Below are 14,640 nucleotides of genomic sequence, written 5' to 3' on the forward strand. Positions count from 1 at the left end.
CTCAGACCTTCTCGCCGCGCGCGCGGATCCGGGCGACGACGGACTCGATGCCGTCGCGGTCGATCGTCTTGATGCCCTTGGTCGAGAGCGTGAGTGTGATGCGACGACCCTCTCTGGGCAGCAGGTAGGTCTTGCGCTGGATGTTCGGGTTCCAGCGACGGTTCGAACGCTTGTGGGAGTGCGAGACGGATTTTCCGAACCCCGGCACACGTCCGGTCACTTGGCAGTGAGCCGACATGGGTATTCCTTTCAACTTGCAGATGACAATCATTTTCGACAATGCGGTGAGATCAATGTAGCGTTCAACCTCGGTAATGACAATCATTCCCAGAAAGGCCCGCTGTGAACACGATCTTGGACGGCAGGACTCCGCTGGTCCTGGTCGCCGGTATGAGCGAATCCACCCCACACACCGCACGAGCGTTGCTGCGAACCGGAACTGTTCTGGTTCACCACGACCTGAGCCACGTCCGTGAAGGGGTGGTCAGGCGGACGGTCACCTCGATGACCGGGGGTACGGGGTCTGCCGGCACAGTGTCCGAGCGCGAGACGATCCTCGAGCTCGCGCACGGCTGCGTCTCCTGCACCCTGCGCGAAGACCTGCTGCCGCTTCTGCGTCGGCTTCACTCGCACAGTTCGGTGCAGCGCATCGTCCTGTTGCTGGACCGCCAACTCGAACCCGAAGCGCTGTGTTGGGCGATCGAGCACGTCGTCGTGACCGGCGTCGTCGGCCAACTGGACGGACCGGCACAGCGTGACGTCCGTGTCGACGCCGTCGTGACGTGTATCGACGCGCAGACCTGGCTGGCCGACGCCACCGGCGACGACGCTCTCGACGACGACCGCACCCTGGCGCAGGTCGTCGTCGGGCAGGTCGACTTCGCCGACGCGCTCGTCCTACGCGGGTCCGATGGACTCGACGGCTGGCAGCGGTCCCGCCTGAACGCGGTTCTCGCACGCATCGCCCCGCGGGTACCCGTCTTCGATGAGGGAGACGACATCGAGGCACTGCTCCTCGAGGTGCCTGCGGACGCGCGACGCGGTGAGCTGGCCGACGCACACTCGCCGTTGCTGCGTCGTCAGCCGCCGCTCGACGACGACGGCGGAGTGATGCTCGTCGAGTTCACCGCGAACCGGCCGTTCCACCCCGGGCGTCTGCACGAGGCGATCGACGTCCTGCTCGAAGGCGTCGTGTACTCCCGCGGACGAGTCTGGGTGGCGACGCAACCTGGCGAAGCGCTCTGGCTCGAATCGGCGGGCGGCGGCCTGCGAGTTGCCAGCGCGGACACCTGGCTGGCCGCGATGACGCCTCAGGAACGAGACCGCGTGCCGGCCGAACGCCGTGCGCTCGCCGCCCTGAAATGGGACGAGCGTTTCGGTGATCGCGACACCTCGATGGTTGTTCTGACATGCGGTGCGAACCCGCTCGAGATCGACCGAACACTGCAGCACGCCTTGGTCACCGACGACGAGTTGGCGGACGAAGCGTCGTGGGCCACCTGGGAAGACCCGTTCGGCGAGTTCCACGAAGACCCGTGCGACGAATCCGAATCACCTTATGCCGAAACCGAATCAACGCGAGAGGGAAACGAATGAAGAAGCAGATGCACCCCGACTACCACCCGGTGGTCTTCCAGGACGCCAGCACCGGCAAGAGCTTCCTGACCCGATCGACCGTGACGAGTGACCGCACCGTCGAATGGGAAGACGGTTCCACCTACCCGCTGCTGGTCGTCGATGTCACGAGCGACTCGCACCCGTTCTGGACCGGAGCACAACGCGTGATGGACACCGCCGGACGCGTCGAGAAGTTCGAGCGTCGCTACGGAAAGCGTAAGGCACTCTGATGGCCGTTCCCAAGCGGAAGATGTCCCGTTCCAACACCCGCAGTCGCCGTGCCCAGTGGAAGGCGACGGCGCCCGATCTGGTCGAGGTCACGGCCTTCGGACAGACCCACCGAGTTCCGCGCCGACTGGTCAAAGCAGTTCGACTCGGGGTGATCGACCCGAGTCGCATCTGACCGTGCGATCCTTGGCCGGTGCTGCTGAGGATCCTCGAACTGGTGGGCATCGTGGCGTTCGCGGCCTCGGGTGCCTTGGTGGGCGTCACCAAGCGACTCGACATCTTCGGGGTGTGCTCGGTGGGTGTGTTCACCGGCATCGGCGGCGGTATCGTCCGCGACGTCCTTCTCGGCGTCCATCCGCCCAGCTCCCTGAGCAGTTGGCCGTACTTCGGAACGGCCGCCGCCACCTCACTCGCCGTGTTCTACCTACACGAGCCGCTCAATCGCCTGCGCCGTGAAATCCTGGCGCTCGACGCACTGGGAATGGGCCTGTTCGCGAGTACCGGCGCCGTCATCGCGCTGGACAACAATGCCAGCTCGCTGGCGGCGACATTGATCGGTGCGACCGCTGCGATCGGCGGCGGAGTGATCCGCGACGTCCTCGTCAACGAGGTGCCGCTGCTCCTGCACAAGGACCTGTACGCGGTTCCCGCACTGCTCGGCGCTGCGTTGGTGGTCACAGTCTCGCAAGCCGGACTGTCCACCAACGCAGCGCTGGTGTGCGGCACCGCGTTCGCCGCGGTGTTCAGACTGCTTGCGTTGTGGCGTCATTGGAGCCTGCCCGGACCGAGGCGCACCCGGGACTGACCGCGACACGCCGGAGCCCGGAATCGGACCCTCTCAGCCGCATCTCAGCACTTCAGTCCAAACTGTCGGTATGCGTATTTTGGTGGTCGACGACGACCGGGCGGTTCGCGAGTCGCTTCGGCGGTCGCTCAGCTTCAACGGCTACACGGTCGAGCTCGCGGTCGACGGGCTCGACGCACTCGAGAAGATCCTCGCCAACCGGCCCGACGCCGTCGTACTCGACGTCATGATGCCGCGACTCGACGGACTCGAAGTGTGCCGTCGTCTTCGAAGTGCCGGCGACGACCTGCCCATCCTCGTGCTCACCGCCCGCGATTCGGTCAGCGAGCGAGTCGCCGGCCTCGACGCCGGTGCCGACGACTACCTGCCCAAGCCCTTCGCTTTGGAAGAGTTGCTTGCCAGGTTGCGTGCACTACTGCGTCGCACCGCACCCGATCTGGACGCCGATTCCGAAATGATGGCGTTCGAGGACCTCACCCTCGACCCGGTCACCCGCGAGGTCAAGCGCGGCGAACGATCGATCAGCCTGACCCGCACCGAGTTCTCCCTTCTCGAAATGCTCATGGCCAACCCGCGCCGCGTGCTGACCCGTGGACGCATTCTCGAAGAAGTGTGGGGATACGACTTCCCGACGTCCGGCAATGCGCTCGAGGTGTACGTCGGCTACCTGCGTCGTAAGACGGAAGCCGACGGCGAGCCGAGGTTGATCCACACCGTCCGCGGAGTCGGCTACGTCCTGCGGGAGACGCCTCCGTGATCACCGCTCCGTTCGGCAAGAGTGCCGAACCGAAGAAGTCCACCGGCACCAACGCATCCGTCGAAATGCGCCCGCCGATGCCGCTCACCCGTTCGGTGTCGTTGCGTTGGCGTGTGACGCTCCTCGCTGCGTCGGTGGTGGCCATCGCCGTCGCCGTCATGGCGATCGCGGCGTACGCGGTGGTTTCGCGTGCGCTCTACGCGGACGTGGATCACCAGTTGCGTACGAGAGCGGCGGTGCTCATCGACAGCAATGTCGTGCGCTTCGATCCTCGGTACATCTCCGGTGCAACGCTCTACACCACCGACATCAGTGTGGCGCTGATCTTCTCGGATCTGAGCACGTATCAGCCGCCCGGTTCCGACGTGCCGATCGGTGAAGCCGAAGACGCCGTCGCGCGTGGCGAGTCGGATTCCTCGCTGCGCACCGTCGACGGCCAGCGTGTGTTGGCCCAACGAACCCATGACGGAAGCACTTTGGTGATCGGCCAGCGACTCGCGCCCACGGTTGCGGTCCTGGACCGGCTGGCGTGGGTTCTCTTCGTGGTCGGCGGGTGTGGCGTCATCCTGGCTGCGGTGGCGGGTACCACCGTGGGCCGCACCGGTTTACGGCCTATTGCCAGGCTGACTGCTGCCACCGAACGAGTCGCCAGGACCGACGATCTGACGCAGATCCCCGTGACCGGCAGTGACGAATTGGCCCGCCTGACAGAGAGTTTCAACACGATGCTGCGGGCGCTCGCCGAGTCCCGCGAGCGTCAGTCGCGTCTCGTTGCGGATGCCGGACACGAGTTGCGAACGCCGCTGACGTCGTTGCGTACCAACATGGAATTGCTGATCGCGTCCAGTCGCCCCGGTGCGCCGCAGATTCCCGACGAGGACATGGCGGAACTTCGCGCCGATGTCGTCGCGCAGATCGAGGAACTGTCGACCCTGGTCGGCGACCTCGTCGACCTGGCCCGCGAAGATGCTCCCGAGACCGTGTACGAGCGCGTCGACGTCAGCGACGTCGTCGAACGTGCACTCGAGCGAGCACGGCGCAGGCGCAACGAAATCGAGTTCGAAGCGGTCACCACCCCGTGGTACGTCTACGGAGACCAGGCGGGCCTGTCGCGTGCGGTGCTGAACGTACTCGACAACGCTGCGAAGTGGAGTCCGAAGGGCGAACAGGTACGCGTCGAAATGCGTCCGGTGGGCCAAGGATTGTTGGAATTGACCGTAAGTGATGCGGGACCGGGCATTCCGGAGGAGGATCGGGAGTTGGTGTTCGATCGTTTCTACCGGTCGACTGCGGCACGCTCGATGCCGGGATCGGGTCTGGGACTTGCGATTGTGCGTCAGGTTGTCGTCAAGCACGGCGGAACCATCGCGATCGACGAATCCGATCGTGGGGGAGCACTTGTTCGCATCGTGCTTCCCGGCGAACCCGGGCCGAGTGCCGAGTAGCGTGTTCTGTAGACCCGTTGGTCCCGGGCTTCGGTGACTGACGTCACGGGTTAATGCGTTCGGCCCGAGAGTCTTTCGGGCCGAGCCGGACGGCACCGGTTTTTCACGACGAACTCTGGGTAAAGTGACAGGCACGTCTCAGCGCCTTCTCAGCAGCGCAAGGCAGCATTGTCGGCAGAACAGTTGTGACTGCCCGTCCGGTGGTCACCGTAGACGAAAGCGAGCCGATGACCGAGGACCGTAACGTCGGGCCGACCCGGCCCGAGCAGCCCAACAACGAGCCCACTACCCAGGCGCAGCCGGCAACACCTCAGGCGCAGCCGGCAGCACCTCAGGCGCAGCCACCTGTGCAACCCCAGCAGCCACAGGGGCAGGCGCCTCAGCAGCCGTACCAGCCGACCGAGTCGTTTGCCCGACCCACCGAAGCCCGACCCACCGAGGCCTTCGGGCAGGCGCCGCAGCAGCCCACTCAGGCTTTCGGCCACCCGCACGGTGCCCATGAGGCGGCATATCGGCAGAGCGCCCCGTACGGCGCACCCAATGCCGGTGGCCCCGGTGGCCCGAACGGTCCAGGCGGCGGCCACAACCAGATCCCCGCACCGCTACAGGGGCCGAACTCCGGTTCGACCACCACCAAGCCGAAGTCGGGACGCATGGCCCTGGTTGCCGGCGCTCTCGCTCTGGTCCTGGTCAGCGGCGGCGTCGGTGGCGTGGTCGGAGCCGTCGTCGCGGACCGCAACGGTGGAACCGCGACGGTCACCAACTCGCTGAACGCCCCGAAGCCGACCGCGACCAACACGTCCAACGCTCCCGCCGGTTCGGTTCAGGCCGTTGCCTCGAAGGTGGTGCCCAGTGTCGTGCAGATCGAGGTGGCCACCGCGCAGGGACAGGGCGGTGAGGGTTCCGGTGTCATCCTGTCCTCCGATGGACTGATCCTGACCAACAATCACGTTGCCGGTGCCCAGGGAGCGCAACTGCGGGTCGCGTTCTCCGACGGAACCAAGGCCTCGGCCACCCTGGTCGGTGCCGATCCCGTCTCCGACATCGCCGTCATCAAGGTCGACGGCCGCAACGACCTCACTCCCATCGATCTCGGCAACTCCGGCGACGTTCAGGTCGGACAGCAGGTTGTGGCCGTCGGGTCCCCGCTCGGCCTGGCCGGAACGGTCACCGAGGGCATCATCTCCGCCCTCGATCGCCCGGTGTCCACGAGCGGCGAGTCGGGCAACCAGAACACCGTCATCGACGCTCTGCAGACCGACGCGGCGATCAACCCCGGCAACTCCGGTGGCGCCCTCGTCAACATGGACGGCCAGCTGATCGGCATCAACACGGCGATCGCCTCACTCGGAGCGTCGTCGGGTACCCAGGGCGGCTCCATCGGCCTCGGTTTCGCCATCCCGATCGATCAGGCGCGCCGCGTCGCCGACGAACTGATCAAGACCGGCAAGGCGACCCAAGCCATGATCGGCGTGACCGTGCCGTCGCAGGACAACGCCGACGGCGCGACCGTCATGGATGTCACTGCCGACGGGCCGGCCGCCAAGGCCGGTATCCCAAAGGGTGCAGTCATCACCAAGGTCGACGATCGTGTTGTCGCAGATGGTGATTCGCTGATCGCGGCGGTTCGCTCGCATGCTCCTGGAGACAAGGTCTCGATCACCTACACCGACGGTGGACAGACCAAGACCGTCGATGTCACGTTGGGAACCGCGGCGGCGCAGGGCGGCCGATGATGTTCGGTGATCAGCAGACGATCGAGCCGATCTTCGGCCAGATCGCAACGGCGTCGGGATCGGACACTACGGTAGGAGTCATGGAACTCGAAGCCACATCGGCCGGCCGCGCTCTGGTCGTCATCGTCGACGATCGCACAGCCCACGGCGACAACACCGACTCCATCGGTCCACTGGTCACGGAACTGCTGAACGAAGCGGGTTTTCTCGTCGATGCGACGGTTGCCGTCGCAGCCGACGAAGTGGAGATCCGCAACGCTCTCAACACCGCAGTCATCGGTGGCGTCGACCTCGTCATCTCGGTCGGCGGTACCGGGGTGTCTCCGCGTGACGTCACTCCCGATGTGACCGCAGAGGTTCTCGATCGCGAGATCCCGGGAATTGCCGAAGCACTTCGCGCCTCCGGTCTTTCGGCCGGATCGCTCGAAGCAGGCTTGTCCCGTGGCCTCGTCGGAGTTTCGGGCAGCACGTTGGTGGCCAACCTGGCCTCGACCAGGCCGGCGATTCGCGACGGCATGGCAACCCTGACGGCATTGGCGAGCCACGTCATCGCCGAGCTGTCCAGCCTCGAGGGCTGAGACAGCTTGTCGGAGCAACCAGATACCCCGAAGAAGCCGCCAGTCGACAAGAAGCGCCTGGCACGCATCTTCGGGGACGTCTTTCCCGAGACGACGTCGGACGAGCGTGGACCGGAAGGGTCGCCGGGGTCATCGGACGACGAATGGCTGCGTAGTCAGCGACCCCCGCACCACGGTGGTTGACAAGATCCTCAGCTGAAAAATCAGGCCCTCGGACGCACTGTCCGAGGGCCTGATTTGTTCTGCGGGCACTGACTATTCGAGCGTCTTCGCGTGCGCTCCCGTGTCGGCGCCACCGGCATTGGCCGAGAGGATGTCGCGGATCTGGATGAGCAGATCGGTTTCGCTGGCTTCCTTGTCCTCGGGCTCGGAGACGAACTTCTTCTTCGCCGCATTCGCGGGGACGATCAGCACGAAGTAGACCACTGCTGCGATGATGATGAAGTTGATGATCGCGGTGACCACGGCGCCGATATTCACGAAGGTTTCGGCATTGCCCGCAATGATCTCCTTTCCCCAGCCCAATTCGTCGGATCCGCCGATAGCAGCGATGAGTGGGTTGATGATGTTCGACGTGAAGGCCGTGACGATGGCGGTGAAGGCTGCGCCCACGACAACCGCGACGGCCAGGTCGAGCACGTTTCCGCGAAGCAGGAAGTCCTTGAATCCCTTGAGCATGTCGGTGTCCCCTCGAGTCTCCGATGGCAAGTGCCAGATGGTCCGTTGATACCGAACCGACTGGAAAAATCCTAGAGGAGCTTCGGCCGCTTTGTGCGGTCAGTGGAATGTCACGGTGATCGCATTGGACAGCGATGCCGCGGCAACGACGTTGGCTGCCGGTGTCGGCAGAGCCAGCAGAATCACCTGTTCCTGCTGGTTACGTGTACTTTCCGACGTGGTGACCAACGCGACTACCGCCCCCGCCGCAAGAATCTGCGGGGCCTTGTCGGCAATTGATTCGTTGGGTGTGTCGGGGCGGGATGTGTCAGTGCGGGATGTGTCAGGGCCGACGGTCAGGACGTCGACGACATCCCCGCTGCGCAAGATGTCTGCAACGGCCGCATCGGCAAGTCGCACGGGCACGATGCGGGCGTCGTCGGTTCCTACGGACAACCCGGCCAGCCGTGGGCTGAGAACGCGCACGTCGGTGACTGTTTCACCGGTGCGTATCGGGCCGGCAACGGTTCTTCCGACCACCAAGCCGGTATCGGAGACAACTCCTTCGGGAAGTTGTTTCGAGTCGATCTCGCGGATCTCGACATCCGAATTCGCGATCACCTGTCCGGGAGTGAGATCGCGACTCGAGACAACTACAGCGACCGTATCGGTCGCAGGATCGCCTCGGAAGAAGAGAACGACGCCGAGTGCGGCCAGGGCAACGGCTGCGATCTTGCGGACTATCGCCGGGCGGAATCGTGTGCCGCGCGTCAGTTCGACGACGCGATCGAGGGTGCTCGGGGTGAGATCGAGCTGGGCGCGCAGTGGATCGGAGCGCCTCGGCGAGCGAGAACGTGCTGACGGCATTCATGCACGTTAGGGCCGGAAGCGGTGCTTCCGGCCCTAACGATGTGAACCTGTGGACAACCCGGAGGTTGTGGAAATCAGCTTGCGGCAGCCTTGGCGGGCGCCGGCGTGCTGGTCGACGAACTCGAGGTCGACGAGGAGTCCGACTTGGACTCGGACTTCGCAGCGGGTGCCGAATCACTCTTGGCCGGCTCGCTCGCAGTTCCGGAGCCGCCGCGGCTGTCGGTGCGGTAGAAGCCGCTGCCCTTGAACACGATGCCGACAGAGTTGAACAGCTTGCGGAGCTTGCCTGAGCAAGCTGGGCAGACCGTCAGCGAATCTTCGCTGAAGGACTGGACGATGTCGAAACGGTTGTCACATTCCGTACATGCGTATGAGTAGGTGGGCACCGGGCTTCCTCCGCACTGTGATGTTCGAGCAGCTGCGTATTTACACCGCAGCCTTTAGCACTCTACAAGTGACAGTGCCAACAGCGCTAATCAGGGATCTATTCCCGCAGATCAATCCCGTTGCAGCTGCGTCAGCCCGCCGCCCGGCGTCAATGCCCAGCCCATGGGTACGTCATGGTCGTCGGCCGGCAAGGTCTCGACGAGTTCGGAGTCTCTGACAATTGCCACAAGCCGAGTCTGCGGACCGACCGACCCCAGTGTGCGGTCGTAGAAGCCTGCACCGCGGCCGAGGCGTGTTCCGCGCACGTCCACTGCAAGTGCAGGGATCAGCATGCATTCCACGTCGGACAGGCTTTCCGGTGGTAGGACAGGTCCGACAGGCTCCCGAATGCCGTACTTCGCCGGTCGCAAACCGTCCGCGCCGCTGTACTCGACCCAGGACAACGGTCCGGGCTCCCCGGTGATCGGAAGTAGTACACGCCCGGCGACCTCGGCAACGGCGTCGAGCAAGTCGGTGGATCCTGGTTCGGTGCGAGTGGGGACGTACGCACACACCGTCGTTCCTTCGACTATCACCGAAGGTATGTGCGTGATCAACGCCGCAGTTTCCGCTTTTCCAGCGTGCTCGGAGACTGCTTCACGTGCTGCGAGTGCGATTTGTCGCCATTGTGCTTTTGTCCGCGGTGTCACCCCACAACGATATTCGTCGTGCTGACCGAGCGGTAACAAGCGGCGGCTAAGGTGTTGGCATGACAGACGTTGTCGCTAGCAGCACGAGGGCCTTCCGCACGGCCGTGGTTCCCGCAGCCGGACTTGGTACTCGTTTCCTGCCTGCCACCAAGACGGTTCCGAAAGAATTGCTGCCGGTCGTGGACACACCGGGCATCGAACTGGTGGCAGGTGAAGCCGCGGACTCGGGAGCCGAGCGGCTCGTCATCGTGACGTCCCCCGGCAAAGACGGGGTGGTTGCACACTTCGTCGAGGACCTCGTGCTCGAAAGCAAGCTGGAAGCAAGCGGAAAACTTGCTGCCCTGGCAAAGGTGCGCAAAGCGCCGGGTTTGCTCGAAGTTGATTCCGTCATTCAGGAACAGCCCCTCGGGCTCGGGCATGCAGTCGGTTGCGTCGAGTCGGTTCTCGACGACGACGAAGATGCCATCGCCGTCCTTCTGCCCGATGATCTCGTACTGCCGCGTGGTGTCCTGGAGATCATGGCGCGAGTTCGGGCCAAGCGCGGCGGGTCCGTTCTCTGTGCAATCGACGTCCCCAAAGACGCAGTCAGCGCCTACGGCGTGTTCGACGTCGAGATCGTTCCCGACGCGGTCAACCCCGACGTGCTCAAGGTCGTCGGCATGGTCGAGAAGCCGGCTGTGGAAGACGCGCCGTCGACCTTTGCCGCTGCGGGTCGCTATCTACTCGATCGTGCGATCTTCGACGCACTTCGTCGCATCAAGCCGGGAGCCGGCGGTGAGTTGCAACTCACCGACGCCATCGCTCTCCTGATTTCCGAGGGGCATCCCGTTCACGTGGTGGTGCACCGCGGAACGCGTCATGACCTGGGCAACCCTGGTGGGTACCTCCGCGCTTCGGTTGACCTGGCACTCGACAGCGACGACTACGGCCCGTCCTTGCGCAAGTGGCTCGCGGATCGACTCGACCGCTGAGCGTGTCGCCACGGTGGTTGATCGCCCGATAACGCAGTATCAATGTGCTTGTCCCTTTTCGAAGGCAAGGCATCATGAGCTGACGGATATCACCGAATTTCGAGACACAGGAGGACGCGGACCAGATGCGGTCGGTTGAGGAGCAGCAGACCAGGGTTACCGCTGCTGCAGTGGCACCCCGTCCGGTTCGGGTCGCCATCTCGGAAGCGCAGGGACTGCTGTGTGCCGAGGAAGTGGTGACCGAACGCCCATTGCCGGGATTCGATCAAGCTGCCATCGACGGTTACGCGGTTCGCAGTGTCGATGTCGCCGGCGCTGGAGCCGACCTCCGAGGCGAGGACGGCGAGCCTACGGACCTCAGCTTGCCGGTGGTCGGCGAGGTGACAGCGGGCTCACGCCAACCGATCCGGCTGCAACCGCGTCAGGCCGTCCGAGTCGACACCGGCGCGCCGTTGCCCACACTCGCCGACGCAGTTCTTCCGCTCGAGAACACCGACGGTGGTCGCGCTCGTGTCCGGATCTTCGAGCCGGTGCGTTCGGGTGACTACGTTCGTCGTGCAGGCGACGACGTTCAGCCGGGCGACGTGGCCGTTCGGGCAGGCACCATCATCGGAGCCGCACAGGTCGGTTTGCTTGCCGCGGTCGGTCGCGACAAAGTGCTCGTCCACCCGCGTCCCCGGCTTTCCGTCATCAGCGTCGGTGGAGAACTCGTCGACGTGGATCGCACGCCGGGGCCTGGTCAGGTCTACGACGTGAATTCGTATGCTCTCGCAGCCGCCGCTCGCGATGCGGGCGCCGACGTCAACCGCGTGGGAATTGCGGGCAACGACTCGCGCCGTCTCCGCGAAGTAGTCGAGGGTCAGCTGATTCGCTCCGAAATCGTTGTCATCGCCGGTGCCGTGGGCGGCGGAGCGTCCGACGAAGTCCGTGAGGCACTTGCCGATCTGGGGACACTCGAAGTCGAGCGTGTAGCCATGCATCCGGGATCAGTGCAAGGCTTCGGCAAGCTGGGAAGAGACGAGGTTCCGACCTTTCTCCTACCGTCCAACCCGGTCAGTGCACTGGTGGTATTCGAAGTCATGGTTCGACCGTTGATCAGAATCGCGCTGGGACGCCGCCAACCGATGCGGCGAGTGGTGAAGGCGCGCACGGTCGGAACGATCACGTCGATCGCCGATCGCAAGGGTTTCCTGCGCGGTCAGCTGATGCGTGACGAAGCGACGGGGGAGTACCTGGTGCAGGCCCTCGGCGGTGCGCCCGGTGCGTCCTCACATCTCCTCGCGACCTTGGCGGAAGCCAATTGTTTGGTTCTTGTCGATCGAGACGTCACCGAAGTGCACATCGGTGAAGAAGTCGACGTAGCTTTTCTCGCCCAACGTGGGTAACGCCGACCCGAGTGGGGTGTGATGTCAGTCCATCCAGGATGGCCGGAAGATCTCGGCCCGCTGCGAGTGCCCGCTGGAGTCGTGACCGTCCGCCCCGTCAAGCTTCGTGACGCTGCGGTGTGGAGTCGACTCCGCATACGCGATCGTGAGCACCTCGAGCCGTGGGAGCCCACCGGAGAGTCGCCCTGGGATGCGCGTCATCACATCACCGTCTGGCCGTCTCTGTGCGGAAATCTTCGCTCCGAAGCGCGTAAGGGCAGGATCCTTCCGTTGGTCATCGAACTGGACGGGAAGTACTGCGGGCAGGTCACCATCGGAAATGTCGTGCGCGGCGCTCTGCGGTCCGCCTGGGTGGGCTATTGGGTCGCCTCGCACGTCACCGGCGGTGGCGTTGCCACAGCGGCCGTTGCGCTCACGCTCGATCACGCGTTCTCGAAGGTCGGTCTGCATCGAGTCGAGGCGACAGTTCGCCCCGAGAACGCGTCGAGTCGCGCAGTCCTGCGCAATGTGGGGTTCCGGGAGGAAGGTCTCCTCAAGCGCTATCTCGATGTCGACGGCCAATGGCGCGACCATCTTCTGGTCGGAATGACCATCGAGGAAGTACCCACCACCGTTGTCGACAGATTGGTGCGGTCCGGACGCGCTTCGTGGGTGTGACGAAGACGGCGCAAGTAGCGTGGGAAACGCGAGCTAAACGGCAGTTACCGCTGAGTAGTCCTACTTTTGGTCGGCAAATTGTGATTTTTGATTCAACTAGAACTTGAGACTTTTGGGACTGAACCGGAAGTTCAGTTCGGTACGCGTGTGACACATGAGTATGGTGGGGTTCGGCGCGTCGGCAACGATGCGAGGGCGTCGGCCGTTAACCTTGACTCGTCAACGGCTGGCATAGGTGCTGGTAGGTGATCGGGAGGAGGCCGCGGCATGCCTAGCTCATTCGTGTGGATCGGGCTGGTGGCCGTGTGGCTGTTCGTCCTGGTGCCGATGCTCGTCAACAAGCGCCCCAGGATCCGGCAGACGAGTGACGCGGCGCTCGCGACTCGAGTACTCCACCGCGGCGACAGCAACCCTGTTCAGCGCGGACCGGCAGCAGGACATCGAAGCGATCCGAACTGGCAACCAGAACCAGTGCGCAGCAGCTACGACGCGGAGGACCAGATGGACACTCACGCAGAAGACGACTACGCCGGCGGTCGTGCACCGGTCGGAGAATTTGTTCCCGTACGACGCGGACGAGGCGGGTTCGACCCCGAAGCGGATGCCATCGCCCGGGAGGCGCGGTACGCCTTCCGTCAGCGGACGTTGCTGGGGCTTGCCTTCGTCGCGATTCTCTCGGGCGCTCTCGCATTGATCATCTCGCCGATGGTGTGGTGGTTGTTTGCGCTGACCGTGTGCGGTCTCGGCGGGTACATGGCGTACTTGCGTCGACAGGTTCGGATCGAGCAGGAGATTCGCCGTCGTCGTACCGAACGCCTCAACCGATCGCGACTCGGAGTCGAATCGCACACCGACGAAGAGCTGCGCCTGATTCCCGCGCGACTGCGCCGACCAGGAGCGGTTGTCCTCGAGGTCGACGACGAAGATCCGGTGTTCGATCACTTGGATCACTACGAAGAAGAGGTCAGGCACACCGAGATGCGTCGCGCATCCGGTCAGTGATCCACCGAGGATCTTCTGGGCCGATCTTGTCGGGCCGAAAGTTCGTGTCGGGTGATTCCAACGGGAGTATTCGTTCCTGTTAGAGTTGCCGAGCACCGCTCAGGCGGTGGCACGGGGCTGTGGCGCAGTTGGTAGCGCGCTTCGTTCGCATCGAAGAGGTCAGGGGTTCGATTCCCCTCAGCTCCACCAAGAAGTACCAGCAAAAAGGGTCTTTCAACGAAAGTTGAACGACCCTTTCCTGCATTTTCAGAGCCTGCCCGAATTGTGAAGATTCAGCTCGAGTGTGCGCCGTTTCATACGATTGCGACCGCTGATCCGGACCGTTGAGCTTCCAAGTGAGGGATGATCCTTGGGCGGATACATGTTTGCCGGAAATGTAACGAGGGTGTGTCCGGTGCGATAGGCACGGTGAGTCTGCCGCAGTTTTCCGCAGGTCGGACGTATGTGTCGGGGAGGAATGTCGATGAGCCAGCCACGACGGCTAGCGATGATGCTTGTTGCTGTGATGTGCCTGATGGGTATCGGCGTCCTTGCCGTATCGGTCTTCCCTGCCATCGTCGCCGCCCAGCCCGGTGGCAACAACGGCAATGGAAACAACGGCAACGGAAACAACGGCAACGGAAACAACGGCAACGGAAACGGTAATTACGGCCACGGCAACAACGGCAACAACGGCAACAACGGCAACAACGGCAACAACGGCAACAACGGCAACAACGGTGGCGGTAACAACGGCAACGGCAATTACGGCGGCAACAACAACGGCAACTACGGCTGGCATTGTCACCACCACAACTGCGGGACGACGGTAGTGCCGACCACGACGACGATCGAGCCGACCACGACTGAGCCGACG

At 63.9% G+C, this 14,640-nt stretch carries 19 protein-coding genes and 1 tRNA gene; 15 read left to right on the forward strand and 5 right to left on the reverse strand.

Features of this window, described 5'->3' with window-relative positions; genetic code table 11:
• Nucleotide 1: 1 nt before the first annotated feature.
• Entirely contained in the window at nt 2–238 is a 237-nt protein-coding gene (rpmB, locus tag G8767_RS04680; protein ID WP_166809455.1) for a 50S ribosomal protein L28, read from the reverse strand.
• 104 nt (nt 239–342) lie between these two features.
• Here rpmB and G8767_RS04685 point away from each other — a divergent pair, with 104 nt between their 5' ends.
• The 9 genes from G8767_RS04685 (at nt 343) to G8767_RS04725 (ending at nt 7,349) form a co-directional block, all read left to right on the forward strand.
• Nucleotides 343–1,596, forward strand: a complete 1,254-nt coding sequence (locus G8767_RS04685) for a GTP-binding protein (RefSeq protein WP_235169998.1) — start codon at nt 343–345, stop codon at nt 1,594–1,596.
• Complete coding sequence (locus G8767_RS04690) at nt 1,593–1,847, forward strand: type B 50S ribosomal protein L31 (RefSeq protein WP_095971062.1); 255 nt, start codon at nt 1,593–1,595, stop codon at nt 1,845–1,847. Before G8767_RS04685 ends, G8767_RS04690 begins: the two co-directional genes overlap by 4 nt.
• The gene (rpmF, locus tag G8767_RS04695) at nt 1,847–2,020 is read left to right on the forward strand and encodes a 50S ribosomal protein L32 (RefSeq protein ID WP_007727540.1); all 174 of its coding nucleotides are present in this window, start codon (nt 1,847–1,849) and stop codon (nt 2,018–2,020) included. Before G8767_RS04690 ends, rpmF begins: the two co-directional genes overlap by 1 nt.
• A gap of 18 nt (nt 2,021–2,038) precedes the next feature.
• Nucleotides 2,039–2,650 (forward strand): trimeric intracellular cation channel family protein, encoded by a 612-nt coding sequence (locus tag G8767_RS04700; protein ID WP_003946409.1) that lies wholly within the window; start codon nt 2,039–2,041, stop codon nt 2,648–2,650.
• 70 nt (nt 2,651–2,720) lie between these two features.
• The gene (locus G8767_RS04705) at nt 2,721–3,407 is read left to right on the forward strand and encodes a response regulator transcription factor (protein WP_003946387.1); all 687 of its coding nucleotides are present in this window, start codon (nt 2,721–2,723) and stop codon (nt 3,405–3,407) included.
• A gap of 65 nt (nt 3,408–3,472) precedes the next feature.
• The gene (locus G8767_RS04710; RefSeq protein WP_020908630.1) at nt 3,473–4,852 is read left to right on the forward strand and encodes a HAMP domain-containing sensor histidine kinase; all 1,380 of its coding nucleotides are present in this window, start codon (nt 3,473–3,475) and stop codon (nt 4,850–4,852) included.
• Nucleotides 4,853–5,079: 227 nt separating this feature from the next.
• The gene (locus tag G8767_RS04715) at nt 5,080–6,588 is read left to right on the forward strand and encodes a trypsin-like peptidase domain-containing protein (RefSeq protein ID WP_206028827.1); all 1,509 of its coding nucleotides are present in this window, start codon (nt 5,080–5,082) and stop codon (nt 6,586–6,588) included.
• Between the two features lie 80 nt (nt 6,589–6,668).
• The gene (locus G8767_RS04720; RefSeq protein ID WP_185564609.1) at nt 6,669–7,166 is read left to right on the forward strand and encodes a MogA/MoaB family molybdenum cofactor biosynthesis protein; all 498 of its coding nucleotides are present in this window, start codon (nt 6,669–6,671) and stop codon (nt 7,164–7,166) included.
• 6 nt (nt 7,167–7,172) lie between these two features.
• Complete coding sequence (locus G8767_RS04725; RefSeq protein WP_166809457.1) at nt 7,173–7,349, forward strand: hypothetical protein; 177 nt, start codon at nt 7,173–7,175, stop codon at nt 7,347–7,349.
• A gap of 72 nt (nt 7,350–7,421) precedes the next feature.
• On the opposite strand, the gene mscL is transcribed toward G8767_RS04725, so the two are convergent.
• From mscL to G8767_RS04745, 4 genes are all read right to left on the reverse strand, one after another.
• Nucleotides 7,422–7,844, reverse strand: a complete 423-nt coding sequence (mscL, locus tag G8767_RS04730; RefSeq protein ID WP_166809458.1) for a large conductance mechanosensitive channel protein MscL — start codon at nt 7,842–7,844, stop codon at nt 7,422–7,424.
• A 99-nt stretch (nt 7,845–7,943) separates the two neighbouring features.
• Nucleotides 7,944–8,690, reverse strand: coding sequence for an SAF domain-containing protein (locus G8767_RS04735; RefSeq protein WP_206028828.1), 747 nt, complete (start codon nt 8,688–8,690; stop codon nt 7,944–7,946).
• Between the two features lie 77 nt (nt 8,691–8,767).
• Nucleotides 8,768–9,079: an FmdB family zinc ribbon protein gene (locus tag G8767_RS04740; protein ID WP_003946378.1), complete on the reverse strand. Its 312-nt coding sequence runs from the start codon at nt 9,077–9,079 to the stop codon at nt 8,768–8,770.
• A 111-nt stretch (nt 9,080–9,190) separates the two neighbouring features.
• A complete protein-coding gene (locus G8767_RS04745; RefSeq protein ID WP_166809459.1) occupies nt 9,191–9,769 on the reverse strand; it encodes a 5-formyltetrahydrofolate cyclo-ligase in 579 nt (192 codons plus the stop codon).
• Nucleotides 9,770–9,828: 59 nt separating this feature from the next.
• Between G8767_RS04745 and G8767_RS04750 the strand changes: the two genes are divergently transcribed.
• The 6 genes from G8767_RS04750 to G8767_RS04775 all read left to right on the forward strand — a co-directional run.
• Complete coding sequence (locus G8767_RS04750) at nt 9,829–10,740, forward strand: UTP--glucose-1-phosphate uridylyltransferase (RefSeq protein WP_019744725.1); 912 nt, start codon at nt 9,829–9,831, stop codon at nt 10,738–10,740.
• A gap of 125 nt (nt 10,741–10,865) precedes the next feature.
• Nucleotides 10,866–12,125 carry a gephyrin-like molybdotransferase Glp gene (glp, locus tag G8767_RS04755; protein ID WP_003946353.1) on the forward strand — a complete coding sequence of 420 codons (1,260 nt, stop codon included), beginning with the start codon at nt 10,866–10,868 and terminating at the stop codon, nt 12,123–12,125.
• Between the two features lie 21 nt (nt 12,126–12,146).
• Nucleotides 12,147–12,782, forward strand: coding sequence for a GNAT family protein (locus G8767_RS04760; protein WP_007727523.1), 636 nt, complete (start codon nt 12,147–12,149; stop codon nt 12,780–12,782).
• A 267-nt stretch (nt 12,783–13,049) separates the two neighbouring features.
• A complete protein-coding gene (gene glpR, locus G8767_RS04765; RefSeq protein WP_095971057.1) occupies nt 13,050–13,784 on the forward strand; it encodes a gephyrin-like molybdotransferase receptor GlpR in 735 nt (244 codons plus the stop codon).
• Between the two features lie 113 nt (nt 13,785–13,897).
• A tRNA-Ala gene (locus G8767_RS04770) sits at nt 13,898–13,973 on the forward strand.
• 274 nt (nt 13,974–14,247) lie between these two features.
• On the forward strand, nt 14,248–14,640 hold a 393-nt coding region (locus tag G8767_RS04775), incomplete at its 3' end, for a hypothetical protein (RefSeq protein ID WP_206028830.1).

It is taken from the genome of Rhodococcus sp. IC4_135 (assembly GCF_011602025.1).
GTDB classification, from domain to species: Bacteria; Actinomycetota; Actinomycetes; order Mycobacteriales; family Mycobacteriaceae; genus Rhodococcus_F; species Rhodococcus_F baikonurensis.

Bases quoted from the DNA above. Each gene is read 5' to 3' on its own strand.
- rpmB (WP_166809455.1), bottom strand. From the start codon at position 238: ATGTCGGCTCACTGCCAAGTGACCGGACGTGTGCCGGGGTTCGGAAAA.
- G8767_RS04690 (WP_095971062.1), top strand. From the start codon at position 1,593: ATGAAGAAGCAGATGCACCCCGACTACCACCCGGTGGTCTTCCAGGAC.
- rpmF (WP_007727540.1), top strand. From the start codon at position 1,847: ATGGCCGTTCCCAAGCGGAAGATGTCCCGTTCCAACACCCGCAGTCGC.
- G8767_RS04705 (WP_003946387.1), top strand. From the start codon at position 2,721: ATGCGTATTTTGGTGGTCGACGACGACCGGGCGGTTCGCGAGTCGCTT.
- G8767_RS04710 (WP_020908630.1), top strand. From the start codon at position 3,473: ATGCGCCCGCCGATGCCGCTCACCCGTTCGGTGTCGTTGCGTTGGCGT.
- G8767_RS04715 (WP_206028827.1), top strand. From the start codon at position 5,080: ATGACCGAGGACCGTAACGTCGGGCCGACCCGGCCCGAGCAGCCCAAC.
- G8767_RS04720 (WP_185564609.1), top strand. From the start codon at position 6,669: ATGGAACTCGAAGCCACATCGGCCGGCCGCGCTCTGGTCGTCATCGTC.
- mscL (WP_166809458.1), bottom strand. From the start codon at position 7,844: ATGCTCAAGGGATTCAAGGACTTCCTGCTTCGCGGAAACGTGCTCGAC.
- G8767_RS04735 (WP_206028828.1), bottom strand. From the start codon at position 8,690: ATGCCGTCAGCACGTTCTCGCTCGCCGAGGCGCTCCGATCCACTGCGC.
- G8767_RS04750 (WP_019744725.1), top strand. From the start codon at position 9,829: ATGACAGACGTTGTCGCTAGCAGCACGAGGGCCTTCCGCACGGCCGTG.
- glp (WP_003946353.1), top strand. From the start codon at position 10,866: ATGCGGTCGGTTGAGGAGCAGCAGACCAGGGTTACCGCTGCTGCAGTG.
- G8767_RS04760 (WP_007727523.1), top strand. From the start codon at position 12,147: ATGTCAGTCCATCCAGGATGGCCGGAAGATCTCGGCCCGCTGCGAGTG.
- glpR (WP_095971057.1), top strand. From the start codon at position 13,050: ATGCCTAGCTCATTCGTGTGGATCGGGCTGGTGGCCGTGTGGCTGTTC.